Raw genomic sequence first — 24,002 nt, 5'->3', positions numbered from 1 at the left:
CCGAATGTGAAAATCGTCTCTGTGCGCGCGCGGTGAGCTTGATTCGCCACGCAGCGACCGCACTTTGCTGGCAGTGACGGGGCGGCAGTCGGATCCTCAGGCGCAAATCACCAGACGGAATCATCACCATGCGGATGGACAAACTCACCTCGCGTTTCCAGCAGGCGCTGGCTGACGCGCAGTCGCTGGCCGTGGGCCGCGACAACAACATGCTGGAACCGGCCCACGTGATGGCCGCATTGCTCAGCCAGCAGGGCGGCTCGACCGCTCCGATGCTGACCCAGGCTCAGGTCAACGTGCCGACGCTGCAGCAGCGCGTCAACGACATGCTGGAGCGGTTGCCGAGGGTCAGCGGGCAGGAGGGCAACATCAATCTGGGCAACGACCTCAACCGACTGCTCAACCTTACCGACAAGCTGGCGCAGCAGCGCGGCGACCAGTTCATCGCCAGCGAGCTGTTCGTGCTGGCGGCGCTTGACGACAAGGGTGAGCTGGGCGCTGCGCTGAAAGCGGCAGGTGCGACGAAGCCAAATCTCGAAGCGGCGATCGAGAAACTGCGCGGCGGCGAGAAGGTGCAGAGCGAGAACGCCGAGGAGCAGCGCCAGGCGCTGGAAAAATACTGCATCGACCTGACCGAGCGTGCCGAGCACAACAAGCTGGACCCGGTGATCGGCCGCGACGAGGAGATCCGCCGCACCATCCAGGTGCTGCAGCGGCGCACCAAGAACAACCCGGTGCTGATCGGCGAGCCAGGCGTCGGCAAGACCGCCATCGTCGAGGGCCTGGCCCAGCGCATCATCAAGGGCGAGGTGCCCGAGGGCCTGCGCGACCGCCGCGTGCTGGCGCTGGACATGGGCGCGCTGATCGCCGGTGCGAAGTTCCGCGGCGAGTTCGAGGAGCGCCTGAAGGCGGTGCTGAGCGACCTGTCCAAGCAGGAAGGCCGGGTGATCCTGTTCATCGACGAACTGCACACCATGGTCGGCGCCGGCAAGGCCGAGGGCTCGATGGATGCCGGCAACATGCTCAAGCCGGCGCTGGCCCGCGGCGAGCTGCACTGCATCGGCGCCACCACGCTGGACGAATACCGCAAGTACGTCGAGAAGGACGCCGCGCTGGAGCGGCGTTTCCAGAAGGTCTTCGTGGGCGAACCGTCGGTGGAAGACACCATCGCGATCCTGCGGGGGCTGAAGGAACGCTACGCGGTGCATCACGGCGTCGAGATCACCGACCCGGCGATCGTCGCCGCGGCCACGCTGTCGCACCGCTACATCGCCGATCGCCAGCTGCCGGACAAGGCGATCGACCTGATGGACGAAGCCGCTTCGCGCATCCGCATGGAGATCGACTCCAAGCCGGAGGAGCTCGACCGACTGGAGCGCCGGCTGATCCAGCTGAAGATCCAGCGCGAGATGCTGAAGAAGGAAAAGGACAGCGAATCGAAGCAGCGCCTCGCCGACCTGGAAACCGACATCGGCAAGCTCGAGCGCGAGTTTTCCGACTTGAACGAGATATGGAAGTCCGAGAAGGCCGCGTTGCAGGGCACGACGCGGGTGAAGGAGCAGATCGAGCAGGCGCGGCAGGACCTGGACGCTGCGCAGCGCCAGCAGGACTACGCCAGGATGAGCGAGATCCAGTACGGCAAGCTGCCTGAGCTGGAGAAGCAGCTGGCCGCTGCGCAGGCCGCCGAAGCGCAGGATTTTCAACTGGTGCAGACCCGCGTCACCGCCGAGGAGATCGCCGAGGTGGTCAGCCGCTGGACCGGTATCCCGGTCAACAAGATGCTGGAAGGCGAGCGCGAGAAGTTGCTGAAGATGGAGGACGCGCTGCATGCCCGGGTCGTCGGCCAGGACGAAGCGGTGCATGCGGTGTCGGATGCGATCCGCCGCTCGCGCGCGGGGTTGTCCGATCCGAACCGCCCGAACGGCTCATTCCTGTTCCTTGGCCCCACTGGCGTGGGCAAGACCGAACTGTGCAAGGCGCTGGCGGAGTTCATGTTCGACACCACCGACGCGATGGTGCGCATCGACATGAGCGAGTTCATGGAGAAACATTCGGTGAGCCGGCTGGTGGGTGCGCCGCCGGGCTATGTGGGTTATGAAGAAGGCGGCTACCTGACCGAGGCCGTGCGCCGGCGGCCGTACAGCGTGATCCTGCTCGACGAGGTGGAGAAGGCGCATCCGGACGTCTTCAACATCCTGCTGCAGGTGCTCGACGACGGACGTCTCACCGACGGCCAGGGCCGCACCGTGGACTTCCGCAACACCGTCATCGTCATGACCTCGAACCTCGGCTCGCAGATGATTCAGGACGCGGCCGACAGCGGCGGCGATGCGGAGGAGCAGTACACCCAGATGAAGGCGTCGGTGATGGGCGTGGTGCAGGCGCACTTCCGGCCTGAGTTCATCAACCGGCTGGATGAGATCGTGGTGTTCCGTCCGCTGGACAAGACGCAGATCCGCGCCATCGCTAGGATCCAGCTGGCCTATCTGGAGAAGCGCCTGGCCGAGCGTCAGCTGAAGATGGAGGTCAGCGACGATGCGCTGGCTCTGCTTGGCAACACCGGCTTCGACCCGGTATATGGCGCACGGCCGCTGAAGCGGGCGATCCAGCAGCAGTTGGAGAACCCGCTGGCCAAACAGATTCTCGAAGGCCGTTTCCAGTCGGGCGACACGGTCGAGGTCGCCGCCGAGGGCGGGCAGCTGGTGTTCCGCAAGGGTTGAGGTTGGCCGCGCGCGAATGCGCGGCTTCGATCAGGGAAGTACGCAGTCCGCGAAGCGGACCCATCGGGGGCAGCATGGAGCTGCCCCGCGGCCTGCTAAGAGCCAAAGGGACGCCGCCGTGTCCGCCATGCTGTACGGCGCCGGGGACTGCCCCCGGTTCGCCGCACGGCTTCGTCGCAAGCCGTCAGTCGAGGTCGAGCGTGTCCTTGCTGCTCTGGCGCCGACGCTGTTCCTTCTGCTCGTAGCGGGCTTCGCAGCCGTCGCGCTTGACCATCGTGCAGTCGAGGTAGTCGGTGGCCTCGATCAGCGCCGCCCGCACCGCCTTGCTGGCGGGGGTCTTCTTCGCATGGGCAAAGTCGCCGCCGACCCCGCTGATGTAACCGCGCAGGTTCATGCCGCCGCTGGAGCTGCGGCCTTCGACGGTGCGCGCATACACCACTTCGGACGTCTCCGCGTCGACCACGCGTAGGTCGATCGCGATATATGCCTCCGACTTGCCGCCGCCCACCCGGAAGCCGGCGATATTGAGGCCGCCGCCGGTGTTGGAGGTGTCCTCGGTATAGGCGCTGACGCTGCCGGTGACCAGGTACTGGGCACCGGTGATGTTGCCGGTGTGCGGGCTGCTTCCCGGTCGCATGCGGGAAGAGGCGGCCAGGTCCTGCTCGGCCAGCACGGCGTCGATCTTCTGCCGCTCGATCACCTTGAAGTCGCCGGTGGCGCTCAGCTCGTTGCTGAGCACGTCGGCAAGCTGCCTGCCCACATCGCCGTTCCACCAGTTGGCGGAGCTGGTCTCGTTCGTGAAGTCGATCACGGCGACGGTCATCGTCGGCGCCTCGCGGGCCATGGAGGCACCGCCCATGGTCAGTGCCAGGGCCAGTGCCACGCCCAGCATGCTTGTACGGTTCACAGGTTTCATGGATTCCCTCCAGTTGATGGCGTGGTGCTGTCCCCAATCAGTTGCCGGTCCTGCACTGACGCCGGCGCTGTTGCGCCGTGCCAAGTCGTGTACTGGATCCCCCTGGTGCCGGATGGCGAGTGTCGCGCGGGTGGCGAGGGCGAGGATGCCGTCGCGCGAACACGGGGGGATGCTGTCCATGCTGGATTGGCGTTGTCAAGTGACGGCCCGTCTGGGCCGTCACTTGACGCTGGGCGGGGCGATTATCCGGAGCTGCCGTCCTCCCGGCTGTCAGCGCGGGAGGCATAAGCTGTCAGCGAAATCCGTCAATGGCTGGCGGCGGGGATGACATGGAGCGGCGGGAGCCGGTGTCTGCGGCGCCGTCGGCGCCTGCCGATGGCGCCGGCAATGAAAAGCCCCGGTCCGGCCGGGGCTTTTCTCCTCCCCGCCGCAGGGGCTTACCAGCGGTACGCCACCTTGCCGTAGACATAGGCGCCGTTGAAGCCGAACGGCGAGAACACCGAGTAGGGGAAGGTGCCGTTGTTGTCGTTGTTGAGTGCGGCGGAGGCCTTGTCCGGATAGGTGTCGAACACGTTGTCGGCACCGAGGCTGAAGGTCCAGCGGTCGAGGCTGTAGTTCAGCGCCAGGTCCAGCAGCCATTTGCTGCCGTAGGTCTGGTCGAAGGTGGGGTTGGATGAGTTGTAGGCGGTGAACTTGTCGTAACGGGTCAGCGTACCGTTGAGGCTCCAGTTGCCCACGCTGTACAGGCCATTGAGGATCAGCTTGCTGCGCGGCGTGGTGTCGGCGAGCAGGCCGTACTGGTCGCGGCGGTCGATGCGCTTGAGGTTCAGGCCCAGCGAATCCAGGATCGCGGGATTCGGCTTGACGTCGGTGACCTTGTTCTTGTTGTAGTTGTAGCTCAGCGTGGTCTGCAGCGTGCCGGCCTGGCCGAAGTCGAACAGGTAGCTGCCGACCAGATCGACGCCGCGCGTGCGCGTGTCCACCGCGTTGGTGAAGTAGGCGATGCTGCTGTAGTTGGTGTTGGTGATGCCGTTCGCCGCCAGATAGGCCTGTACGGCCGGTGCGGTGATCGCCAGGTTGCTGGACAGGGTCACCCGGTTGTCGATGGTGATCTGATAGACGTCCACGCTGAGGGTCAGCGGATCGACTGGGTTCCACACCAGGCCGGCGGTGTAGTTGCGCGACTTTTCCGGCTTCAGCGGTTGCCCGCCCAGCAGCAGCGCGATCGGGCTGGTGGCGCCGACCAGGCCGGTGTTGTAGATGCCCGGGGCCAGGCCGGGAGGCGCATTGCCCGGGCCGTAGTACAGCGATTGCGTATACGCGTAGAACTGCTGCGCCAGCGAGGGCGCGCGGAAGCCGGTGGAGGCGCTGGCGCGCAAGGCGAAGCGGTCGGTGAAGTCGAAGCGACCGGCCAGCGAGCCGGAGGTGGTGGTGCCGAAGTCCGAGTAGTCCTCGTGGCGCACGGCCAGCGACGTGCCCAGGCGGTCGGTGAGATTGGTTTCCAGGCTCAGGTATTCGGCCACGCTGTGCCTGGCATGCGAACCGGCGTTGGCCGGCTGGTAGCCGCCGAAGCCCTGCGCGCCGCCGGATACGCCGGACGTGCCGACGTAGTAGGAAGCGGGGTCGCCGGCGACGATCTCGTAGCTCTGGCGCAGGTACTCGGTGCCGAAGGCCAGGGTGACCGGGTTGGGCAGCCAGCCCACCGACAGCTCCTTGGCGAGGTCGATGTCGAAGGATTGCTGGGTGGCTTTCAGGATGCCGTCATGGAAGCGGGTGGGGCTGCTGCCGAAATCATTCAGGAAGGCGCGGTTCACGCTGTTTTCGGTGGCGTACGAGACCCGGTTGGCGCCGTAGTTGCCGCTGATGTCCCAGCGCCACCCGCCGCTGGTCTTGCCGCGCAGGCCGGCCACCAGCGACTGGTCGGTCGAGTCCGAATTTTCCAGCGGCAGGTAGCCGTCGGGGTAGATCGTGGGAGCGGAGTTGCTGTTGGTCACGCTGCGGAAGAATGCCGTGGACGTGCTGTCGCGCTTGCCGTAATGCCCGAACGCGTATAGCTGCACGCCCGGGCTGAGGTCGTACTGGCTGTTCAGGAAGAGGTTGTGATCGCGCACGGCGGGGTCGCCGAAGCGCTGACGCACGCCGTCCTGCGGGCGCCGGCGATCCACGCCGGCGCGATTGGTGATGTTCTGGTGGCCTTCCTGCAGGCTGAAACGCAGCCAGCCCTTGTCGTTGTTCAACGGCAGGCCGAAGTTGGCCGAGCCCTGCCAGATCTGGCCGTCGCCGGCCGAGTACTGCCCGCCGCTGAGTTCCACGTCGCCGCCGGTGGCGCCCTTCTTGAGCACCACGTTGATCACGCCGGCGATCGCATCGGAGCCGTACTGGGCCGAGGCGCCGTCGCGCAGCACTTCGATGTGGTCGATCGCTGCCATCGGGATGGTGTTGAGGTCCACCGCCTGCGAGCCGCGCCCGAGTACGCCGTTGGTGACGATGATCGCGCCCGGATGCCAGCGCTTGCCATCGACCAGCACCAGCACCTGATCGGGCGAAAGGCCGCGCAGTTGCGCGGGCCGCTGCGAATCGGCGGTATCGGCAGCCGATGGGCGCGGAAAGGTCAGCGACGGGATGATCCGCGCCAGCGCGGTGGACAATTCGCTGGTACCGGTCTGCTGCAGTACCTTCGCCGACACCACATCGATCGGCGTCAGGGAGCTGCTCTCGGTCCGATTGTCGGCGCGCGTGCCGGTGACGATCACCGCGCTGAGCTGCTTAGCCTTGGCTGGCGGCGGCGCGCCGGTGTCCTGCGCCACGGCAGGGCCGGCCAGGGCCAGCAGCAGGGTGGCGGGCAGCCAGGCCGGCGCGACCGGGTGGGGACGTTTGCTCATGAATGAACTCTCCGGGGTCAGGGGCTGTTGCGTCGCAACAATCGCAGCCTAGTGAGGTGAGCCGTCCACGTCAATGGACGTATAGACGGCTATATCGATATGCCTGGTCGGATGACAAAGTGCCGCTCATTGCGATTCGCCGGCCCGGTCCATCCTTGCAGGGCCGCAGGCTACTCCCGCGGCAGGCCCGGCGCGACAGGATGGATGGGACGTTGAAATCCGGCCAGACGGGCCGATAATGACCAGCTGCCAACCCTCCGCGGGCTGGACTGTCTGGAGTTTCCATGCCCATCTACGAATTCGAATGCAGCAGCTGCGGCCACCGTTTCGATCGGCTGCAGAAATTGTCCGATACCGATCCATCCATTTGCCCGGCGTGCGATGCGCCACATCTGCGGCGCAAGGTCAGCGCACCGTCGTTCCGGCTGGCCGGCAGCGGCTGGTACGAAACCGACTTCAAGAAGGACGGCGACAAGAAGCGCAACCTGGCTGAAGGCTCCAGCGTTGAAGCCAAGCCGGAGGCTCCCGTGGCCGCCACGCCAGCGCCGCCCGCCGCGACGCCGGCACCCGCACCCGCGCCTGCAGCCAGCAAGGCGACCGGCAGCGACTGAATGGCGGCTGGCCGCAGGCGCAAACCGACGGCCGCGACCGGTGATGGTTCGGGTACGGTTTGTCAGCCGCGGTGACGCGGTATCAACCTTGGAGTCAGGCCATGCATGCATTACAAAGGATTCTGCTGGGCGCGGCGGCGGGCCTGCTGGCCGCGCTTTCGGCGACGGTGCCCCGGCCTGCACAGGCTCAATCGCAACAGGCGATCCGCTGCGAGAGCATCGATGGCCGGTTCAACCGCTGCGCCGTGCCATGGAACGACGCCGAGCTGGCGCGGCAGGAATCGAAAGGCGCGTGCATCCGCGACCAGAGCTGGGGCGTTGACCGGCAGGGGCTGTGGGTCGATCGCGGCTGTCGCGGGCAGTTTGTCGAGGCTCGCCGGGGCTGGAACGATCGCGACGACCGCGGCGGCTATCGGGGCGACGATCGAGGCGACTATCAAGACGGCTATCAGGGCAGCCGTCGGGACGACTATCAGGGCAACTATCAAGGCGGCCATCGAGGCGAGGACCGCGGTGGCTGGCGCCCCGGCCCGGGTTGGGATCGCCAGATCCGCCTGCAGTGCGACAGCAACAAGAAGCGCTATCAGATGTGCGAGGTCGATGTCGGCCGGCGTGGTCACGTCCAGCTGGTGAATCAGATGTCCGACACGCGGTGCACCGAAGGTTACAGTTGGGGTTGGAACCGCGCCGGGGTATGGGTGAATCACGGCTGCCGCGCCCAGTTCGTGATCGATCGACGCTGGTGACGACCCGCCTGCCGGTAGCCGCGGAGCGTCCCGCGGCGCCGCGCAGGACCCGTCTGCCAGCATCGCGGTGGTAAGATTCCGGGCCTTTTCCATCTGATTTTTCCATCTGAATCGGCCGCCTTGCGGCCCGCCCGGAGTTTCAAGCGCATGCGCACGCATTACTGCGGCCTCATCGATGAGTCGCTGGTCGACCAGACCGTCACCCTGTGCGGCTGGGTCAACAAGATCCGCCTGCAGGCCCATGTCGCCTTCGTCGACCTGCGCGACCACGAAGGCCTGGCGCAGATAGTCATCGAGCGCGACAACGTGGCGGGGTTTGCGGCCGCCGGCGACATCGGCAACGAGTACTGCCTGCGCGTCACCGGCACGATTCGCCGCCGGGTGTCGGTCAACGACAAGCTGAAGACCGGCACGATCGAACTGGTAGCCGACACGGTGGAGGTGCTCAACTCCGCGAAGGATCTGCCGTTCGCGCTGCACGAGAACCCGAACGAGGACATGCGGATGACCTACCGCTACCTCGACCTGCGCCGTCCCGAGATGCAGGCGATGATGCGCAAGCGCATCCGACTGGTGCAGGCGCTGCGCCGCTACCTCGACGAGCGCGGCTTCCAGGACGTGGAGACGCCGATCCTGACCAAGGCCACACCCGAAGGCGCGCGCGATTACCTGGTGCCCAGCCGCGTGCATCCGGGCCAGTTCTACGCATTGCCGCAGTCGCCGCAGCTGTTCAAGCAGATCCTGATGGTGGCCGGCTTCGACCGCTACTACCAGATCGCCCGCTGCTTCCGCGACGAGGACCTGCGCGCCGACCGCCAGCCGGAGTTCACCCAGCTCGACCTCGAGTTCGCCTTCGTCGGGGAAAAGGACGTGCAGGACTTCGTGGAGGAACTGATCCGCCACGTGTTCAAGGAAGTGCAGGGCGTCGAGCTCGATGCCACGTTCCCGCGCATGACCTGGGCCGAGGCGATGCGTCGCTTCGGTTCGGACAAGCCGGACCTGCGCATCGCGCTGGAGCTGGTCGACGTCGCCGACGCGGTGAAGCACATCGAGTTCAAGGTGTTCGCCGAACCGGCGAACGACGCCGGCGGCCGTGTTGCCGCGCTGCGCGTGCCCGGCGGCAGCACGCTGTCGCGCAAGGACATCGACGGCCTGGCCGAATATGCCGCGCGCTACGGGGCGAAAGGCCTGGCCTGGCTCAAGGTCGAGGACCTGGCGAAAGGCCGCGAGGGTATCAACTCGCCGGTGGCGAAGTTCCTCGACGACTCGGCGCTGGACGGCGTGCTCCGGGCGACCGGTGCGCAGACCGGCGACATCGTGTTCTTCGGCGCCGGCGGCTGGAAGACCGTCACCGACTTCATGGGCGCGCTGCGGCTCAAGCTCGGCAAGGATCGCGGCCTGGTCGAGAACAGCTGGAAACCGCTGTGGGTCACCGATTTCCCGATGTTCGAGTACGACGCCGAGGCGCAGCGCTTCGTCGCCTTGCATCATCCGTTCACCGCGCCGAAGGTGGACGACGCCGCGCAGCTGCGCGCCGACCCGCACAACGCGGTGAGCCGCGGCTACGACATGGTGCTGAACGGCAACGAGATCGGCGGCGGCTCGATCCGCATCCACCGGCCGGAGATGCAGAGCACGGTGTTCGACCTGCTCGGCATCGGTGCCGAGGAGGCCGAGATGAAATTCGGCTTCCTGCTGAAGGCGCTGAAATTCGGTGCGCCGCCGCATGGCGGGCTGGCGTTCGGGATCGACCGCATCGCCGCGCTGCTGGCCGGCACCGAGTCGATCCGCGACGTCATCGCGTTCCCCAAGACCACCAGCGCGCAGGATCTGATGACCGACGCGCCGTCGCCGGTGGGCGAGCCGCAGTTGAAGGAATTGCACGTACGCGTGACCGCCAGCAAGGAGGTCGCCGGCTGATCCGGCGATTGCCCGTGCGGACTTCCGGCGGCATGCCATGAGCGAGCACGTGATCCTGCTGCATGGCCTGTGGATGCGCGGCTTCGCGCTGTCCATGCTGCATCGCCGGCTGATCGAGGCGGGCTTTCGGGTGCATCGCTTCGACTACCTGAGCGTCGCTGCCACCCAGCAGCGCATTCTCGACCGCCTGCAGGCACGCATGGCGGCGCTGGGGGCGGAGGGCGAAGCGGTGCACCTGGTCGGTCACAGCCTGGGCGGCCTGCTGGCCTTGCGCGCCTGTCTGGAGGGCGAGTTGTTGCCCGGGCGGATCGTCTGCCTCGGTTCGCCGCTGAAAGGCAGCGCCGCCGCCCGCGGTTTCGCCGCCTGGGGGCGTGGCGGCGAGGTATTGCTCGGACACAACCGCGAGCTGCTGGAGCAGGGTTTCGAGCGCTGGGACGGGCCGCGCGAGGTAGGCATGATTGCCGGCTGCACGCCGCTTGGTCTCGGCGCCATGCTGGGCCATTTTGCGGGCGAGCACGACGGTACCGTGGCGGTGGAGGAAACCCGCCTGGCCGGGCTGACCGCCCATTGCGTGGTCGAGGTGAATCACACTGGCCTGCTGTTTTCCGCCGAGGTGGCGCAGCGCGTCGCCCGGTTCCTGCGCCAAGGCCGATTCGAGGCCGAATGAGCGGCAGGAGCTGCGCTCTTTCGCCTCATGCCGGGATTCCGGCACGCGAGCCGAAATCAGGTAAAATTCCCGGTTCGTTCATCGGAACCAGGCGCAGGCACTGTCATGGGTAGAGGCCCGTCCATCGAAGGTCGCAAGAATGCCGAAGACGCCAAGCGCGCCAAGGTGTTCACCAAGCTGATCCGGGAAATCACCGTAGCGTCGCGTTCTGGCATGGCCGATCCCGCGCTCAATCCACGCCTGCGCGCCGCGGTCGACAAGGCGTTGGCGGCGAACATGACACGCGACACCATCGATCGGGCGGTCAAGCGCGGCTCCGGCGCCGACGACGGCGCCGACATGCACGAGCTGCGCTATGAAGGCTACGGGCCGGCCGGCATCGCGCTGATCATCGACTGCGTCACCGACAACCCGGTGCGCACGGTGGCCGACGTGCGCCACGGGTTGACCAAGCATGGCGGCAATCTGGGCACCAGCGGCTCGGTGGCATTCCAGTTCAGCCGTTGCGGCGAGCTGGTGTTCGCCTCCGCGGGCGATGCGGCGCTGGAGGAAAAGATCCTCGAAGCCGCGCTGGACGCCGGCGCCGAGGACGTGATCAACGAAGCGGGCGAGAGCAGTGTACTGTGCGCGCCGGAGAACTTCGAGGCTGTGCAGAAGGCGCTGCTCGGCGCCGGGCTCAACCCGCTGCGCGCGGACGTGGTGATGCGTCCGGCCAATCGTGTGGAGATCCCCCCCGAAGCGCAGGAGACCTTGCTCGATCTGCTCGACTGGCTGGAAGAACTCGACGACGTGCACGAGATCTATCACAACGCCGTGTTGCCGCCCGAGGCCGCCGAATAAGTCGCGAGGCCAGGCGCCTTTCGCATCGCATCGGCAGATGACCCGCATTCTAGGTATCGACCCGGGCAGCCAGCGTACTGGCGTGGGCATCATCGACGTGGATGGTGCGGGCAAGCTCACGCACGTGTTCCACGGTGCGCTGGTGGTGGCCGGTGAGGCCACGTTTCCGCTGCGCCTGAAACGCATCTTTGACGAGCTGTGTGACATCATCGCCGCGCATCAGCCGGCCGAGTGCGGGATCGAGCGTGTGTTCATGGCGCGCAACCCGGACTCGGCGCTGAAGCTGGGCCAGGCACGAGGCGCCGCGATCTGTGCGGTGGTCAGTCGGGGAATCGCGGTGCATGAATACGCAGCAACCGAAGTGAAGCAGTCCGTGGTTGGCAGCGGCCGCAGCGACAAGACCCAGGTGCAGCACATGATCGGCGTGCTGCTCGGCCTGAAGGGGCCGCTGCAGGCCGATGCCGCCGATGCGCTGGCCATCGCCGTCACCCACGCGCACACCCGCGCCAGCCTGGCCCGCGTCGGCATCCCGCGCACGGCCTGGAGGCGGCGGCGGTGACCACTGACATGAAGACGGCGCCGACCAGGCGAGCGTCGACCAAAGGAAGACAGGGCCGATGATCGGACGTTTGCGCGGCATTCTGGTCTCCAAGCAGCCGCCATCGCTGCTGGTGGAGGTCGGCGGCATCGGCTACGAAGTCGAGGCACCCATGTCCACGATCTACGACCTGCCGGGACTCGGCAAGGAAGTGGTCCTGCTCACCCATCACGCGGTGAAGGAGGACAGTGTCACGCTGTACGGTTTCCTGCATGAGAGCGAGCGCGCGCTGTTCCGCAGCCTGCTGAAAGTCAGCGGCATCGGCGCAAAGATCGCGCTGGCGGTCTTGTCCGGCGTATCCACCGATCATTTTGCGCGGCTGGTGCACGCAGGCGACATCGTGGCATTGACCAAGATTCCAGGAATCGGCAAGAAGACCGCCGAGCGCATCGTCGTCGAGCTGCGCGACCGCGTCGACGGCCTTTCCGGTCCGCCTGGCGGATCGATGCACGCCGCCGGCGCACCGCTGGATGCCGCCGGCGAAGCCGCCGTGGCGCTGCAGCAGCTCGGTTACAAGCCAGTCGAAGTCAGCCGGCTCGTGCAGAAGGTCGCCGCCGAAGGCGACACCGCCGAAGCGATCATCCGCAAGGCATTGCGCGCGGCACTGGGGAGCTGACCGTGACCCAGGAGCATATGCAGGCCGAACTGCCGTCGGAAGCCCGTCGCCGATTGACGGCGCTGGCGCTGGGCGCGATCGGCGTGGTGTTCGGCGACATCGGTACCAGTCCGCTGTACACGATGAAGGAAACCCTGGGCACGCACGGCATGACGCCGACGCCGCCGGCCGTTCTCGGCGTGCTGTCGCTGGTGTTCTGGTCGCTGATCATGGTGGTGTCGCTGAAATACGTCACCTTCGTGATGCGCGCGGACAACAAGGGCGAAGGCGGCATCATGGCGCTGATGGCGCTGGCCCAGCGTTCGGTGAGCGGCTCGGCGCGGGCGCGCTGGGTGCTGGCCGCATTCGGCATCTTCGGTGCGGCGCTGTTCTACGGCGATGGCGTGATCACCCCGGCGATTTCGGTGCTCGGCGCGGTGGAAGGCCTGGAAGTGGCCGCGCCCGGGCTGGGCAAATATGTGGTGTGGATTGCGCTGGCGATCCTGCTGGCGATGTTTGCGGTGCAGCGACATGGCACGCACAAGGTCGGCAAGGCTTTCGCGCCGGTGATGACGTTGTGGTTCGTGGTGCTGGCGGTGCTCGGCGTGCGCCAGATCATCGCCAACCCGCAGGTGCTGTATGCGATCAATCCGTGGCATGCGGTGCGCTTCTTCGTCAGCCACGGCGATACCTCGTTCATCGCGCTGGGTGGCGTGGTGCTGGCGCTGACCGGGGCCGAGGCGCTCTACGCGGACATGGGCCATTTCGGCAAGAAGCCGATCCGGTTCGCCTGGTTCGGTTTCGTGCTGCCCTCGCTGCTGCTCAATTATTTTGGCCAGGGCGCCCTGCTGCTGGGCAACCCGCGGGCGATCGAGAGCCCGTTCTACCTGATGGTGCCTGAGGCGCTGCTCTATCCGATGATCGCGTTGTCGGCCGCTGCCGCGGTGATCGCGTCGCAGGCGGTTATCTCAGGTGCGTTCTCGATGACCCGCGAGGCGATGTCGCTGGGTTACTCGCCGCGCATGGCGGTGGTGCACACCTCGCGCGAAATGTCCGGGCAGATCTTCGTGCCATGGGTGAACCGGCTGCTGATGGTGCTGGTGATCCTGGCCGTGCTTGGCTTCCGCAGCTCCGACAACCTGGGCGCCGCCTATGGCATCGCGGTGACCGGCACGATGACGATGACCACGCTGCTGGCGCTGGTGGTGGCGCGCAAGCGCTGGAAATGGAGCCTGCCGGCGGTGATCCTGGTCGGTGTGCTGTTCCTGATCATCGACCTGTCGTTCTTCGGCGCGAACCTGCTGAAGATCGCCCGCGGTGGTTGGTTCCCGCTGGTGCTGGGCGTGGTGATCTTCACCGTGATGACGACCTGGCGTCGCGGTCGCGAATTGGTGGTGCGCGAGATCAAGCAGGGTGGACTGGCGCTGACGCCGTTCATCGAGAACATTGCCGAGCACCCGCCGCTGCGCGTGCCGGGAACTGCGATCTTCCTCACCGCGAACCAGCACGCGGTGCCGCACGCGCTGCTGCACAACCTCAAGCACAACAAGGTGCTGCACGAACGCAATGTGCTGTTGACGGTGGAGACGCTGGAAACACCGGTGGCGGATGCCGACGAGCGCATCGAGATCACGGCGCTGGAAGGCAACTTCTTCGGGCTGGAACTGCGTTTCGGTTTTGCCGAGGATCCGAACATCCCGCTGGCGCTCACCCTGTGCACGCGCGAGGGCCTCGGCTTCGACATGATGGACACCACATTCTTCCTGTCGCGCGAAACCATCGTCGCCGACGCGCGCCGCCCCGGCATGGCGCTGTGGCGCGACAAGCTGTTTGCGTTCCTGTCGCGCAACGCGATGCCGGCCACCGCGTTCTTCCAGATACCGGGCAACCGGCTGATCGAGCTGGGGGCCCAGGTGGAGATCTGAGTTGTCGAGCCTCGTGTATCGTGGGCCTGCGCAGTGGCTCGCGCGCTTCCCGAATCCCGATCGACGAATCCCGACACCATGACCGAGCACCGCATCATCACCGCCGCCGCCCAGTTCGACGACGACGCGCTGGAAGCCACCATCCGGCCGAAGCGGCTGACCGAATATCTCGGCCAGCAGGCGGTGCGCGAGCAGCTGTCGATCTATATCGAGGCTGCCAGGAAGCGGGGTGGCGCGCTGGATCACGTGCTGATCTTCGGACCGCCAGGGCTGGGCAAGACCACGCTGAGCCATGTGATCGCCAATGAACTGGGCGTCAACCTGCGCTCCACCTCCGGTCCGGTGCTGGAGCGCGCCGGCGACCTGGCGGCGCTGCTGACCAATCTCGAAGCCAACGACGTGCTGTTCGTCGACGAGATCCACCGCCTGTCGCCCGTGGTCGAGGAAGTGCTCTATCCGGCGATGGAGGATTTCCAGATCGACATCATGATCGGCGAGGGCCCCGCCGCACGCTCGATCAAGCTGGACCTGCCGCCGTTCACCCTGATCGGCGCGACCACCCGCGCCGGCATGCTCACCGCGCCGTTGCGCGACCGCTTCGGCATCGTGCAGCGGCTGGAGTTCTATACCGCCGACGAACTCACCGCGATCGTGCGTCGCGCCGCGAAGATCCTCGGCATCGTCTGCGCGCCGGAAGGTGCGCAGGAGATCGCCCGCCGTTCCCGTGGCACACCGCGTATCGCCAACCGCCTGCTGCGCCGGGTGCGCGATTACGCCGAAGTGCGCGCCGGCGGGGAGATCACGCTGCCGGTGGCGCGTGCCGCGCTGGACATGTTGAAGATCGACCCGGAAGGTTTCGACGAACTCGATCGGCGCCTGCTCACACTTATCGTCGAGAACTTCGATGGCGGCCCGGTCGGCGTAGAGTCCCTGGCCGCCGCGCTGAGCGAGGATCGCGGCACGCTCGAGGACGTGGTGGAGCCGTACCTGATCCAGCAGGGCTACCTGATCCGCACAGCCCGCGGACGCATGATCAGCGCCAAGGGATGGCGCCATCTCGGGCTGGCGCCGCCGGCGCGTCAGGTACAACCGGCGGACCTGTTCGATGCGGGCTTGGGCGATGTCTGAAGTCTCCCCGAGCCCTGCTTTCAGCTGGCCGGTGCGGGTCTACTGGGAGGACACCGATGCGGGCGGCGTGGTCTATCACGCCGGCTACCTGCGTTTCATGGAGCGCGCCCGCAGCGAGTGGATGCGCGCGCTGGGCGTCGACCAGATGGCGTTCAAGCAGGCCACCGGGCTCGCCTTCATGGTGCGCGACATGCACATCGATTTCCTCAGGCCCGCCCTGCTGGATGATGAACTGTCGGTAACGGTGGAAGTTAAAGAATGGCGAACAGCCAGTATCCTGTTCACCCAAACGATCATCGGGATGGACGGCAGTTGCCTGATCCGCGCAAGCGTGCGGGTGGCTTGCGTCGATCTGCAGCGCATGCGGCCGGCACCGATTCCAGCCGACCTGATCCCGCAACCTGCACCCTAGACAACCAAGCGAACGGCGGAGAACCTTCAAGCAATGAACGGTGGACTGAACATTTTCACGCTGATCGCGGATTCAAGCGTGCCGGTGCAGCTGGTGCTGCTGGTGCTGCTGGTGTTCTCGTTCCTGTCCTGGGTGATCATCATCCGCAAGTACACCCAGACCAAGGCAGCGATGGAAGACGCCGAGGCGTTCGAGGAGCGCTTCTGGTCTGGCGGCGATCTGGCCCAGCTGTTTCGCGAGGTGAGCAATCGCGGCGGCAACAACGGCGGCATCGAGAACATCTTCGAGTCGGGCTTCCGTGAGTTCGCTCGCCAGCGTCAGCGCAAGACTTCCGATACCCGCAGCGTGATCGAGGGCTCCGAACGCGCCATGCAGGTGGCGGGCACGCGCGAGATCGGCCTGCTCGAACGCAACCTGGAGTTCCTCGCCAATGTCGGTTCGATCAGCCCGTATGTGGGCCTGTTCGGCACCGTGTGGGGCATCATGGGCGCGTTCCAGGGTTTGGGTGAAATGAAGGACGTCACCATCGCGGTGGTCGCGCCGCACATCTCCGAGGCGCTGATCGCCACCGCGATGGGCCTGTTCGCCGCGATCCCGGCACAGTGGGCGTACAACCGCTATGCCACCAAGGTGGAGCGGATTGCTTCGCGCTATGACGTGTTCCAGGAGGAGTTCTCCTCCGTGCTGCAGCGGCAGATCCAGACCGACGACGTCGCCTGAGCGGAGCAGCAGCCATGCGAACCTCCGGGCGCCAGCGGCGCTACAAGCTGAAATCCGAAATCAACGTCGTGCCGTACATCGACGTGATGCTGGTGTTGCTGATCATCTTCATGGTCACCACGCCGATGATGAAATCCAACGTCGACGTGAACCTGCCGCAGGCCGACGCCAAGTCGTTGCAGGACAAGAAGGACCCGGTACTGGTGACGGTCAAGCAGGACGGCCAGCTCTTCCTCACCCTGCCCGGCGCCGAGAAGGAGCCGCTGGACACCGATGCGCTCAAGCTCAAGGTGGGCGCGTTCGTGCGCCAGAATCCGGGCGTCAACGTGCTGGTGGCCGGCGACGACCAGGGGCACTATGGCGGAGTGGTCAAGGTGCTTGCCGACCTGCAGCAGTCAGGCGTCACCAAGGTGGGGCTGATGGCGCAGCCCGTCGCCTCCGATCGTCAGGACAAGAGCACGTCCAATGGACGAAAGTAAGGCGACGCCGAAGGCGGTCGTACTTTCCGCCATCCTGCATATTGGCATCGTGGGTTTTCTGTTCCTCGCGATCCTGCCGTGTTCGAGTTACGAGAGCGCCTTCCAGGCGCTGCACCTGCCGACGTGGATGAATCCGATCACCTGTTCCAAGCCGCTGGAACTGCAGGGCCCGATCATCGAGGCCACCCTGATCGGCCCCACCGGCAGTCCGCCGCCGAAGGCCGTGAAGGCCAAGCCGGTTCCCAATACCGTGCCACCACCGCCCGCCGTGCCACCGCCCACACCGCCGCAGCCTGAAACGCCCGTGGTCAAGACGCTGCCGCCGCCGCCCGAGCATGTCGATGTGGTGGACCAGGAGCGTGTGGTCGAGGATGCGGCACTGAAAGCGGAGGATGCCAAGAAGCTGCAGGAAGAGAAGGAACGTCAGCGGCAGGCCGAGCTGGATGCACAGGCGGCCAGGAAAAAAGAGGAAGAGAAGAAAAAGATCGATGCGCTGTTCGCCAAGATGGATGCGGCTTCGGCGCAGACCAAGCAGCTGGACAGCAAGGCGAGGCAAGCCAAACAGCAAATGGAAGACCTGAAGAACGCGCAGGACGACGGTCAGCCCGATCTGCCCGCCGCGGCCCAGCGCCAGACCGGCAACAACAGCCTAAACAGCAATCTGGCCGACGAATATGCGGCGGCCATTCAGAATGCGGTCACGCCCAACTGGCTGCGGCCGGATAACATACCGGCAGTTCCGTGTCAGGTTCATATCGTGCAATCGCCCGGTGGCGACGTGATGAGTGCCACCGTCGATTCGAGCTGCCCGTACGACGATGCCGGCCGGCGTTCGGTCGAAAATGCGGTGCTGCGAACCAAGACCCTGCCTTACAAGGGTTTTGAAAGCGTGTTCCAGCGCAACCTTACCTTCACCTTCAGGCCGCAATGATCAAGCCCATGCGCAAACTCAGCTCAAGCTTCGCCGTCATCCTGCTGGCCATCGCGGCGTTGCTCGCCGGCCCCGCAACTGCCCAATCCCTGAATGTCGACATCGTCGGTGGCGTGAAGACCGCCACGCCCATCGTGGTGGTGCCGTTCGCCCAGGCCGGCGGTGCGCCGCTGTCCACCGATGTCGCGGACGTGATCCGCAACGATTTCAACCGCTCCGGCAAGTTCCGCTCGCTGGCCAAGAGCGACATTGTCGAGTTCCCCGCCAAGGGCGCGGACATCAAGTTCGCCACCTGGCGCCTGCTCAAGCAGGACTACATCACCGTGGGCCGCATCAGCGATGCCGGCGGCGGCATGCTGCGGATCGAGTACGAGCTGTGGGATGTCAACAAGCAGCAGAGCCTGCTGGCACAGGCATTCACCGTACCCGCCGGCGACCTGCGAGGCGTGGCGCACCAGATCGCCGACCAGATCTACCAGAAGATCACCGGCGTGCGCGGCGCGTTCTGGACCCGCATTGCGTACATCACCGCTGTCGGGCTGGGCAACAACACGACGTATTCGTTGCTGGTGGCCGATTCGGATGGCTATAACCCGCAGGTGGTTGCGCGCTCGAAGGAGTCGCTGCTGTCGCCGTCATGGTCGCCGGACGGCAGAAAGATCGCCTACGTGTCCTTCGAGAGCGGCAATTCTAATATCTACGTACAGGACATCACCACCGGATCGCGCCAGCTGGTGGAATCGCATCGCAAGGGCATCAACGGCGCGCCGGCATGGTCGCCCGACGGCAGCAAGCTGGCGGTGGCGTTGTCTTACGTCGGCAACCTCGAACTGTTCGTGCTCGACCTGGCCAGCCATCAGGAAACCAGGCTGACCAACAGCCTGTCGATCGACACCGAGCCGGTATGGGCGCCGGACGGCCAGAGCATCTATTTCACCTCCGACCGCTCGGGCCGGCCGCAGATCTATCAGGTCGCCTCCAGCGGCGGCTCGGCGCAGCGGGTGAGCTTCCAGGGCCAGAACAACGCCGAGGCCTCGGTGAGCTACGACGGCAAACAGATCGCGATGGTACAGGGCAACGGGAACGTGTATCGTATCGTGGTCATGGATCGCAGCCTGGGTGACCAGGTGCGACCCCTCTCGCCGGGTCCGATCGACGAATCCCCGAGTTTTGCGCCAAATGCCAGCATGCTGTTGTACGCCGCTACCGAAGGACGTCGCGGCGTGTTGTATGCCGTTTCAGCCGATGGTCTGGTTCGCCAGCGCCTTGTACTTTCCGATGGCGATGTGCGCGAACCTGCCTGGGGTCCGTACCGACAACATTGATTTTTTTTACATGCTGCTGCGCGCAGGCGCGGCGGCAAGATGCCCAGGGATAGGGCCCGAACAGCGCCTGCCGGCGCGTTTCGGTTTCCGGTTGTGGCGCTTTGCCGCGCCATCGCCAGTCAGAACGGTCGTGCAGCGGCACGCACGGCCGTTCTTTCAAGTGTCAAAATAACAGCCGGTCAACCGGCGTCAGCTGTCCCGTAATCCCATCGTCATCGTTTGTCGGAACTCAACTCGTTAAGGAACGTCACCATGAATAAGACCGTTCGCGTCGCCCTGGTTGCCCTGCTTTGCGTAGGCGCGGCCGCTTGCTCCAAGAAGCAGGAAGTCAAACCGCAGCCTGCCCCGGAGCAGACCACCCAGACCCAGGCTCCTGTGTCGGATGGCAAGTACACCCCCGCCGATCTCGATACCGATGCCTGCCTGCGTCAGCGCGTCGTGTACTTCGATTTCGACAAGACCGAGATCAAGCCGGAGTTCCAGCAGATCATGGCGTGCCACGCCAAGTACCTGCAGGATCGCCCGACCTCGCACATCCGCCTCGAAGGCAACACCGACGAGCGTGGCACGCGTGAGTACAACCTGGGTCTCGGCGAGCGTCGTGGCAACGCCGTTTCCAGCGCGCTGCAGGCAGCCGGTGGTTCGGCCAGCCAGCTCGAGACGATCAGCTACGGCAAAGAGAAGCCGGTGTGCCGTGAGCACAACGAGGACTGCTGGGGCAAGAACCGTCGCGTCGAGATCGTCTACACGGCGCAGTAATGATGAAGCGACTGGCTAACAGCTTTGCGGCCAGGATCGGCATGGCGGGCGCGATTGCGTCCGCCATGCTGTTCGCGTTTCCGGCATTCGCGCAGGACTCGCGGCTGAGTCTCGCCGACCGTGTCGCGCGGCTGGAGCAGCAGGCACAGAACAAGGACCAGTCCGGTATCGGCATGGTCAACCAGATGCAGCAGTTGCAGGCCCAGGTGCAGCAACTGCAGGGTCAGCTCGAGGAACTGCAGCACCGGATGCAGACCCTCGAGGACAAGAACAAGGCCCAGTATGGCGACCTCGACTCCCGTCTGGGGCGTCTTGAAGGTGGCAATGCGGGCACCGGTGCCGCAGCGGCCAACGGCTCGCCGCCGAAGGCCCCGGCCGTGCAGCCGGCCACTCCGGCGGGCGGTGCGGCAGGGTCAGCGGCGGCAAGCAACCATGCGGCCCAGCCGTCGAAAGGTCAGCCGACTGCCGCAGGCGCGGCCGACCCGGCGGCAGCCCAGGCAGCCTACGACGTGGCGTTCAAGGCCATCCGCGCGGGCAACTACGTGGAGGCATCCCGCGGTTTTCGCAGCTTCATCCAGCAGTATCCGAACCACCCGCTCGCGCCCAATGCCTGGTACTGGCTGGGTGAGTCGTACTACGCCACCACCAACTATCCGGTGGCGCTGGAATCGTTCCAGCGGCTGTTGAGCCAGTTTCCGCAGAGTGACAAGGCAGCCGACGCGCTGCTCAAGGTCGGCTACAGCCAGCTTGAGCTCAAGCAGGGTGACGCGGCCAAGGCGACGTTGACGAAGGTCACCACCCAGTATCCGGGTTCCAAGGCGGCCAGTCTGGCCCAGGAACGGCTGCGCCGCCTGCAGTCGGGCAACTGAGCTGGTAACGATGAGCGGCAATGACGCACGCGTGGCGTCCACCACGCCTGCAGCGGTCGCTGAGCGCCTGCGCATCACCGAGGTATTCCACTCGATCCAGGGTGAGGCCGATGCGATCGGCTGGCGCACCGTGTTCGTGCGCCTCACCGGCTGCCCGCTGCGTTGTGTCTGGTGCGATACCGAGTATTCGTTCTACGGCGGCAATTGGCATGCGATCGACGACATCCTCGCCGAGGTGGCATCGTACGCCGCCCACCACGTCTGCGTGACCGGTGGCGAGCCGCTGGCGCAGAAGCGCTGCCTGATCCTGCTGCAGAAATTGTGCGATGCCGGTTACGAGGTATCCCTGGAAACCTCCGGTGCGCTGGATGTTTCCGCCGTCGATCCGCGCGTGCGCAAGGTGATGGATCTCAAGGCCCCGGACTCGGGTGAGAGCGGGCGCAACCTGTGGTCGAATCTCGATCATCTGCTCCCGCATGATCAGCTCAAGATCGTGATCGCCAGCCGCCGCGACTACGATTGGGCGCGTGCGATGCTGGCCGAACATGCGCTGGCCGAGCGCTGCATGGTGCTGTTCTCGCCGGTACATGGCGCGGTGCTGCCGCGTGAACTGGCCGAATGGATCATTGCCGACCGCTTGCCGGTACGGTTTCAGATGCAGTTGCACAAGCTGCTTTGGAACGACGCCGCGGGGCACTGAACGGCCGATGCAAAAGAAGGCGTTGAATGGCGCGCCGGCCTGTGTTGCCGGTGGCGTTTGCGGCTGGTGACCGGTCACTTCCGAGTGGAATACAACATGTCCAAAGATGGGTTGCGCAAGGCTGTCGTACTGGTTTCCGGCGGCATGGATTCGGCCGTCACCATCGCGCTTGCGCGCGAGCGGGGCTACCAGGTGCATGCATTGAGCGTGGCCTATGGACAGCGGCACAACTCGGAACTGGCGGCGTCCAGTCGCGTATCGCGCATGCTCGGCGCGGTGGAACACAAGATCGTCGGGATCGACCTGCGCAGCATCGGCGGTTCGGCGTTGACGGCTGACATCGACGTGCCGCTCGACACCTCCGACGGCAATGACATTCCCGTGACCTACGTGCCGGCACGCAACACGATCATGCTGTCGATCGCGCTGGGCTGGGCCGAAGTGCTGGGTTCCAGCGACATCTGGTGTGGCGTCAACGCGGTCGACTATTCCGGCTATCCGGATTGCCGTCCGGCGTTCATCGAAGCGTTCGAGGTCCTGGCGAATGTCGCCACCAAGGCCGGCGTCGAAGGCGCGGGCATACGCATCCATGCGCCACTGATGCGCATGAGCAAGGCAGACATCGCTCGCGAGGGCCTGCGTCTGGGCGTGGATTTCTCAGCCACGGTCAGCTGCTATCAGGCCGACGATGACGGCCGGGCGTGCGGTCATTGCGATGCCTGTCGATTGCGCGCGCAGGGTTTCCGCGAAGCTGGCCTGATCGATCCCACGCGTTACATCTGAGCTTCACGGATGCGGTTGCTTGTGCCGCTGTCGCGCAGCCCGTAAAATTGTCCGCTTGCTTGATGGGTCGTTAGCTCAGTTGGTAGAGCAGTAGACTTTTAATCTATTGGTCCCGGGTTCGAATCCCGGACGACCCACCAGTTTTCCGGAGCGCCCGTCGGGCGCTCTTTTTTTTGCCGCTACTCCGAGTGGCTGCCGGGTTGCCGGTAGCGGCGGGTAAGGCGGCCGATCAACAACGGCAGCAGCGCCAGCAGCGCGATGGCACCCATCGGCAGCAGAACGTCGCGGTGCATGAACAGGCCGACGCCGAAGCTGTCGCTCTGGCTCATCGCATCGCCCAGGCCCGCGCCGATCGACGTTTCGAAGATCAGCGTGATGGTACCGCCGAGCCAGCTGGCACCCAGGAACAGCCACAGCGGACAACGCAGCCAGGCCAGCGCGATGGTGACCGCGCCGAATGGCACCACCGGCACGAAGCGCAGAAACATGGTGTAGCTGACCGGATGCCGTTCAAAGCCATGTCGCAGCCGCGCCACCAGCGCAGGCGGCTGGCGGCTGCCCGCGCCGAACGCGTAACGGCTGGCGAGGTACAGGATCAGCGAGCCCAGGGTCAGCCCGACCGACGAAGAGAGGGTGGCGTCGAAGACTCCAAACGCGAAGCCGCCGGCAAGTATCACCACGATGGTGCCGGGTATGCCGGTGCAGACGGTGAGTGTCAGCAGGCCGATATAGGCCAGCCGGCTCAGCCAGGGGTGTGCGGCGATCTGCAGCTGCAATTCCGCTTGGTGCACCACCAGCTGCCGTGGGCTCAGCTGGTCCAGCGAGCCGGAGGCGAACAGCACGATGCCTGCCAGTATCAGCAGGACCAGCGGCAGCGCGGCGCGCCAGCGGCTCAATACGATGGACCGCTGGTGCCATAGGTGGCCAGCACGCTGCGTGCCTGGCCGCGCAGGATATCGCGGCGCACGGCGATGTGGCGGCGTTCCAGCTGACCGATCCAGTCGGCCGGCAGCGGGCCTTCATCGAACTCTATGAGCTCCTCGACATCCTCGGCTCGGGCGCCGATCAGCAGCTCATCGATCCCCGCCCATACGCTGGCGCCATAGCACTGGCAGCAAGGCTGCGAACTGGTAGCCAGCACGTAATGGCCGCCATCCTCGTTCAGCCGATGCCGGCCGAGCCGCGCCTGGGCGATCATGATCACCATCATTTCGGCGTGCGCCACCGAGCAACTTTGCGGCACAACGCGATTCACGCCCACGGCGACCAGCCGGCCACTGTGGCTGTTGAACACGGCAGCGCCGAACGGGCCGCCGCCGCCGCGCTCCACATTCTGCCGCGACAGCTCGATCGCCAGCCCGACCCGTTCCTCGTCGGTCTGGTAACGCCGGTTGCTGTCGGCAACATCGCCGATCCACGGTGGCAGGGTCAGATGAATTTGCAGCGGCAGCATGTGCTTGCTCCGTTCGTGGCGCG

23 protein-coding genes and 1 tRNA gene are annotated in these 24,002 nt (G+C 65.6%); 20 read left to right on the top strand and 4 right to left on the bottom strand.

Annotation, left to right across the window (positions count from 1 at the left end; all coding sequences use genetic code 11):
- Window positions 1-128 precede the first annotated feature (128 nt).
- Entirely contained in the window at window positions 129-2,720 is a 2,592-nt protein-coding gene (gene clpB, locus ACFPME_RS04985; protein WP_377302626.1) for an ATP-dependent chaperone ClpB, read from the top strand.
- A 184-nt stretch (window positions 2,721-2,904) separates the two neighbouring features.
- Here clpB and ACFPME_RS04980 read toward each other — a convergent pair whose 3' ends face one another.
- Window positions 2,905-3,636, bottom strand: coding sequence for a CsgG/HfaB family protein (locus ACFPME_RS04980; protein WP_377302624.1), 732 nt, complete (start codon window positions 3,634-3,636; stop codon window positions 2,905-2,907).
- Between the two features lie 437 nt (window positions 3,637-4,073).
- The gene (locus ACFPME_RS04975; RefSeq protein WP_377302622.1) at window positions 4,074-6,518 is read right to left on the bottom strand and encodes a TonB-dependent receptor plug domain-containing protein; all 2,445 of its coding nucleotides are present in this window, start codon (window positions 6,516-6,518) and stop codon (window positions 4,074-4,076) included.
- 284 nt (window positions 6,519-6,802) lie between these two features.
- On the opposite strand from ACFPME_RS04975, the gene ACFPME_RS04970 reads away from it, so the two are divergent.
- The 19 genes from ACFPME_RS04970 to ACFPME_RS04880 all read left to right on the top strand — a co-directional run bounded on the left by ACFPME_RS04970 (window position 6,803) and on the right by ACFPME_RS04880 (window position 22,666).
- Window positions 6,803-7,129, top strand: a complete 327-nt coding sequence (locus ACFPME_RS04970; RefSeq protein WP_377302620.1) for an FmdB family zinc ribbon protein — start codon at window positions 6,803-6,805, stop codon at window positions 7,127-7,129.
- Between the two features lie 101 nt (window positions 7,130-7,230).
- Window positions 7,231-7,875, top strand: a complete 645-nt coding sequence (locus tag ACFPME_RS04965; protein WP_377302619.1) for a DUF3011 domain-containing protein — start codon at window positions 7,231-7,233, stop codon at window positions 7,873-7,875.
- Between the two features lie 147 nt (window positions 7,876-8,022).
- Entirely contained in the window at window positions 8,023-9,795 is a 1,773-nt protein-coding gene (gene aspS / locus ACFPME_RS04960; RefSeq protein WP_377302617.1) for an aspartate--tRNA ligase, read from the top strand.
- A gap of 37 nt (window positions 9,796-9,832) precedes the next feature.
- Window positions 9,833-10,462 (top strand): esterase/lipase family protein, encoded by a 630-nt coding sequence (locus ACFPME_RS04955; protein ID WP_377302615.1) that lies wholly within the window; start codon window positions 9,833-9,835, stop codon window positions 10,460-10,462.
- A 105-nt stretch (window positions 10,463-10,567) separates the two neighbouring features.
- Window positions 10,568-11,302, top strand: coding sequence for a YebC/PmpR family DNA-binding transcriptional regulator (locus ACFPME_RS04950; RefSeq protein ID WP_377302614.1), 735 nt, complete (start codon window positions 10,568-10,570; stop codon window positions 11,300-11,302).
- 37 nt (window positions 11,303-11,339) lie between these two features.
- Entirely contained in the window at window positions 11,340-11,861 is a 522-nt protein-coding gene (gene ruvC, locus ACFPME_RS04945) for a crossover junction endodeoxyribonuclease RuvC (RefSeq protein ID WP_377302612.1), read from the top strand.
- A gap of 58 nt (window positions 11,862-11,919) precedes the next feature.
- Window positions 11,920-12,516, top strand: a complete 597-nt coding sequence (ruvA, locus tag ACFPME_RS04940; protein ID WP_377302611.1) for a Holliday junction branch migration protein RuvA — start codon at window positions 11,920-11,922, stop codon at window positions 12,514-12,516.
- Window positions 12,517-12,533: 17 nt separating this feature from the next.
- A complete protein-coding gene (locus ACFPME_RS04935; protein WP_377302853.1) occupies window positions 12,534-14,420 on the top strand; it encodes a potassium transporter Kup in 1,887 nt (628 codons plus the stop codon).
- A gap of 78 nt (window positions 14,421-14,498) precedes the next feature.
- Window positions 14,499-15,548: a Holliday junction branch migration DNA helicase RuvB gene (gene ruvB / locus ACFPME_RS04930; protein ID WP_377302609.1), complete on the top strand. Its 1,050-nt coding sequence runs from the start codon at window positions 14,499-14,501 to the stop codon at window positions 15,546-15,548.
- Window positions 15,541-15,960 carry a tol-pal system-associated acyl-CoA thioesterase gene (gene ybgC, locus ACFPME_RS04925; protein ID WP_377302607.1) on the top strand — a complete coding sequence of 140 codons (420 nt, stop codon included), beginning with the start codon at window positions 15,541-15,543 and terminating at the stop codon, window positions 15,958-15,960. Before ruvB ends, ybgC begins: the two co-directional genes overlap by 8 nt.
- 33 nt (window positions 15,961-15,993) lie before the next feature.
- Window positions 15,994-16,680 carry a protein TolQ gene (gene tolQ, locus ACFPME_RS04920; RefSeq protein ID WP_377302606.1) on the top strand — a complete coding sequence of 229 codons (687 nt, stop codon included), beginning with the start codon at window positions 15,994-15,996 and terminating at the stop codon, window positions 16,678-16,680.
- 14 nt (window positions 16,681-16,694) lie between these two features.
- A complete protein-coding gene (gene tolR, locus ACFPME_RS04915; protein WP_377302605.1) occupies window positions 16,695-17,159 on the top strand; it encodes a protein TolR in 465 nt (154 codons plus the stop codon).
- Window positions 17,146-18,090, top strand: coding sequence for a cell envelope integrity protein TolA (tolA, locus tag ACFPME_RS04910; RefSeq protein WP_377302604.1), 945 nt, complete (start codon window positions 17,146-17,148; stop codon window positions 18,088-18,090). The genes tolR and tolA overlap by 14 nt, the downstream gene beginning before the upstream one ends.
- A gap of 8 nt (window positions 18,091-18,098) precedes the next feature.
- Window positions 18,099-19,415 (top strand): Tol-Pal system beta propeller repeat protein TolB, encoded by a 1,317-nt coding sequence (tolB, locus tag ACFPME_RS04905; protein WP_377302603.1) that lies wholly within the window; start codon window positions 18,099-18,101, stop codon window positions 19,413-19,415.
- A gap of 252 nt (window positions 19,416-19,667) precedes the next feature.
- Entirely contained in the window at window positions 19,668-20,174 is a 507-nt protein-coding gene (gene pal, locus ACFPME_RS04900; protein WP_377302602.1) for a peptidoglycan-associated lipoprotein Pal, read from the top strand.
- On the top strand, window positions 20,174-21,043 hold the full coding sequence (ybgF, locus tag ACFPME_RS04895) for a tol-pal system protein YbgF (protein ID WP_377302601.1): 870 nt from the start codon (window positions 20,174-20,176) through the stop codon (window positions 21,041-21,043). The genes pal and ybgF overlap by 1 nt, the downstream gene beginning before the upstream one ends.
- Window positions 21,044-21,053: 10 nt before the next feature.
- Window positions 21,054-21,743, top strand: a complete 690-nt coding sequence (queE, locus tag ACFPME_RS04890; RefSeq protein ID WP_377302600.1) for a 7-carboxy-7-deazaguanine synthase QueE — start codon at window positions 21,054-21,056, stop codon at window positions 21,741-21,743.
- Window positions 21,744-21,839: 96 nt separating this feature from the next.
- Window positions 21,840-22,526: a 7-cyano-7-deazaguanine synthase QueC gene (gene queC, locus ACFPME_RS04885; RefSeq protein WP_377302599.1), complete on the top strand. Its 687-nt coding sequence runs from the start codon at window positions 21,840-21,842 to the stop codon at window positions 22,524-22,526.
- Between the two features lie 64 nt (window positions 22,527-22,590).
- Window positions 22,591-22,666 (top strand) — tRNA-Lys (locus ACFPME_RS04880).
- 39 nt (window positions 22,667-22,705) lie between these two features.
- Here ACFPME_RS04880 and ACFPME_RS04875 read toward each other — a convergent pair.
- Window positions 22,706-23,422: a TVP38/TMEM64 family protein gene (locus ACFPME_RS04875; RefSeq protein ID WP_377302597.1), complete on the bottom strand. Its 717-nt coding sequence runs from the start codon at window positions 23,420-23,422 to the stop codon at window positions 22,706-22,708.
- Entirely contained in the window at window positions 23,419-23,979 is a 561-nt protein-coding gene (locus ACFPME_RS04870; RefSeq protein WP_377302595.1) for a nucleoside deaminase, read from the bottom strand. Before ACFPME_RS04870 ends, ACFPME_RS04875 begins: the two co-directional genes overlap by 4 nt.
- Window positions 23,980-24,002: the final 23 nt, after the last annotated feature.

It is taken from the genome of Rhodanobacter umsongensis (assembly GCF_042654965.1).
Taxonomy (GTDB): domain Bacteria; phylum Pseudomonadota; class Gammaproteobacteria; order Xanthomonadales; family Rhodanobacteraceae; genus Rhodanobacter; species Rhodanobacter umsongensis.
Note: the sequence above shows the minus strand (reverse complement) of the source record. Positions and strands in the feature narration are given on the sequence as shown.

Bases quoted from the DNA above. Each gene is read 5' to 3' on its own strand.
- clpB (WP_377302626.1), top strand. From the start codon at position 129: ATGCGGATGGACAAACTCACCTCGCGTTTCCAGCAGGCGCTGGCTGAC.
- ACFPME_RS04980 (WP_377302624.1), bottom strand. From the start codon at position 3,636: ATGAAACCTGTGAACCGTACAAGCATGCTGGGCGTGGCACTGGCCCTG.
- ACFPME_RS04975 (WP_377302622.1), bottom strand. From the start codon at position 6,518: ATGAGCAAACGTCCCCACCCGGTCGCGCCGGCCTGGCTGCCCGCCACC.
- ACFPME_RS04970 (WP_377302620.1), top strand. From the start codon at position 6,803: ATGCCCATCTACGAATTCGAATGCAGCAGCTGCGGCCACCGTTTCGAT.
- ACFPME_RS04965 (WP_377302619.1), top strand. From the start codon at position 7,231: ATGCATGCATTACAAAGGATTCTGCTGGGCGCGGCGGCGGGCCTGCTG.
- aspS (WP_377302617.1), top strand. From the start codon at position 8,023: ATGCGCACGCATTACTGCGGCCTCATCGATGAGTCGCTGGTCGACCAG.
- ACFPME_RS04955 (WP_377302615.1), top strand. From the start codon at position 9,833: ATGAGCGAGCACGTGATCCTGCTGCATGGCCTGTGGATGCGCGGCTTC.
- ACFPME_RS04950 (WP_377302614.1), top strand. From the start codon at position 10,568: ATGGGTAGAGGCCCGTCCATCGAAGGTCGCAAGAATGCCGAAGACGCC.
- ruvC (WP_377302612.1), top strand. From the start codon at position 11,340: ATGACCCGCATTCTAGGTATCGACCCGGGCAGCCAGCGTACTGGCGTG.
- ruvA (WP_377302611.1), top strand. From the start codon at position 11,920: ATGATCGGACGTTTGCGCGGCATTCTGGTCTCCAAGCAGCCGCCATCG.
- ACFPME_RS04935 (WP_377302853.1), top strand. From the start codon at position 12,534: ATGCAGGCCGAACTGCCGTCGGAAGCCCGTCGCCGATTGACGGCGCTG.
- ruvB (WP_377302609.1), top strand. From the start codon at position 14,499: ATGACCGAGCACCGCATCATCACCGCCGCCGCCCAGTTCGACGACGAC.
- ybgC (WP_377302607.1), top strand. From the start codon at position 15,541: ATGTCTGAAGTCTCCCCGAGCCCTGCTTTCAGCTGGCCGGTGCGGGTC.
- tolQ (WP_377302606.1), top strand. From the start codon at position 15,994: ATGAACGGTGGACTGAACATTTTCACGCTGATCGCGGATTCAAGCGTG.
- tolR (WP_377302605.1), top strand. From the start codon at position 16,695: ATGCGAACCTCCGGGCGCCAGCGGCGCTACAAGCTGAAATCCGAAATC.
- tolA (WP_377302604.1), top strand. From the start codon at position 17,146: ATGGACGAAAGTAAGGCGACGCCGAAGGCGGTCGTACTTTCCGCCATC.
- tolB (WP_377302603.1), top strand. From the start codon at position 18,099: ATGCGCAAACTCAGCTCAAGCTTCGCCGTCATCCTGCTGGCCATCGCG.
- pal (WP_377302602.1), top strand. From the start codon at position 19,668: ATGAATAAGACCGTTCGCGTCGCCCTGGTTGCCCTGCTTTGCGTAGGC.
- ybgF (WP_377302601.1), top strand. From the start codon at position 20,174: ATGATGAAGCGACTGGCTAACAGCTTTGCGGCCAGGATCGGCATGGCG.
- queE (WP_377302600.1), top strand. From the start codon at position 21,054: ATGAGCGGCAATGACGCACGCGTGGCGTCCACCACGCCTGCAGCGGTC.
- queC (WP_377302599.1), top strand. From the start codon at position 21,840: ATGTCCAAAGATGGGTTGCGCAAGGCTGTCGTACTGGTTTCCGGCGGC.
- ACFPME_RS04870 (WP_377302595.1), bottom strand. From the start codon at position 23,979: ATGCTGCCGCTGCAAATTCATCTGACCCTGCCACCGTGGATCGGCGAT.